Genomic DNA, 835 nt, shown 5'->3' on the forward strand with positions numbered 1-835 from the left:
CGCGGACGACGCCGGCGTCGACGTGACTGTCGCCCGGAGCGCGGCGGTGGTCACGCTCGCCGAGAGCGGGAACGCGACGTGGCGCGTCGGGCTGGTCCTCGAGGGTCCGGACGCCGAAGAACTGGCGGGGAACGACAGCCTGCATCGCCGACTCGCCGCCGAGACGACCGGCGAGCAGTTCGTGGGGGCCGGCCCCGGACGCGGCTTCAACCGCAGCAGCGGTGGCGGGCCGACGTTCCCGGACGCCGAGCACGTCCGGTACTACCGGTTCAGCGACCCCGAGTTCGCTCGCGCCACCGTCGGCGGCGCCGCCGTCGTCACGAAGTTCCGGCCGGATCTCCAGGGGGCGAACTACGCTGGCCTCGGCGTCGACAGGGTGACGGTCCACTCGTTCCTCGACGTCATGCACACGCTACCGGGGGTCGACACCGTCGACGGGTTGGGCGGGAGTTCGTTCACGCTCACCGAACGACACGGTGGACTGGCGACGTTCGAACCCAGTACCGGTGTCCTCGGCCACGCGAGCACCCTTCCGAGCGTCGTCGGACTCGCCGCCGTGTTGCTCCCCGTCGTCGTCGAAAACGCCGCAGTCGTCGTCCTCCCGGCGCTGCTCGTCCATGCGCTCGTGACCGGCGGGCTGTTCGCGCTTCTGTCGGGGAGCTTCCCCGCCGCTGACGACCGCTGGCGGCGTGGCATCGTCGCGCTCCTCGCCGCGACGGCCACGCTCCTCACCCTCCAACCGCTGCTGGCCCCGCTACTGGGTGCGCCGTTCCTCGGCGGCGCCGAACCGCTGCTGCTCGGTCCCGCTGCCGCGTTCGCGACCGTCGCCGTCGGG

General features: G+C 72.6%; 1 protein-coding gene. It reads left to right on the forward strand.

Going from position 1 to position 835, the window contains the following annotated elements; all coding sequences use genetic code 11:
- A partial coding sequence (locus tag ACFR9S_RS08275) for a hypothetical protein (protein ID WP_379818402.1) occupies positions 1-835 on the forward strand: 835 nt, incomplete at both ends.

Source organism: Halolamina salina (genome assembly GCF_042678005.1).
Taxonomy (GTDB): domain Archaea; phylum Halobacteriota; class Halobacteria; order Halobacteriales; family Haloferacaceae; genus Halolamina; species Halolamina salina.